Origin of the sequence: Streptomyces sp. DH12 (genome assembly GCF_020873895.1) — a bacterium.
In the GTDB taxonomy this organism is placed as follows: domain Bacteria; phylum Actinomycetota; class Actinomycetes; order Streptomycetales; family Streptomycetaceae; genus Streptomyces.
Genome location: NZ_JAHWGT010001213.1, coordinates 1 through 436, shown reverse-complemented (window position 1 = coordinate 436; position 436 = coordinate 1). Strand labels below are relative to the sequence as shown.

Sequence of the window (436 nt, the reverse complement as noted above, 5' to 3'; positions counted from 1 at the left end):
CCCTGCCGCGCATGGTGTGACCTCACGGGACACGCGGGACACGGGCCGCGGGGCCCCGCCGGCGCAGGGGGAACGCCGGCGGGGCCCCGCGGTGTCCGGGCCGGGTCACGCGCCCTTGGCGGCGCGGCCCAGGCGGAGGGCGGAGACGAGGAAGAACACGCCGCCGAGGAAGGCGTAGCCGGCCAACGTCTTCAGGGAGGCGCCGGCGCCGCCCGCCTGCGCGGCGAACGACACACCGGCGAGGGTGGAGATGCCGCCGCTCGCGATCATCGCCCACTGCCCGCCCATGCGGCGCCGGGCGACGCCGACGACGAGCTGGACCAGACCCGCGGTGACGGCCCAGGCGCCCCAGACCCGCAGCACCGCCGGGACGCCGGAGGTGGCGGCGAGGGCGAGACCGACGGCGGTGAGGGCGCTGAGCGCGATGTTCAGGTAC

The 436-nt window shown here is 78.0% G+C and carries 1 pseudogene; it reads right to left on the bottom strand.

Annotated features, from left to right (window positions below):
• Positions 1 to 105: 105 nt before the first annotated feature.
• Positions 106 to 436: pseudogene (locus LPA54_RS39305) on the bottom strand (hypothetical protein); the annotation flags it as partial.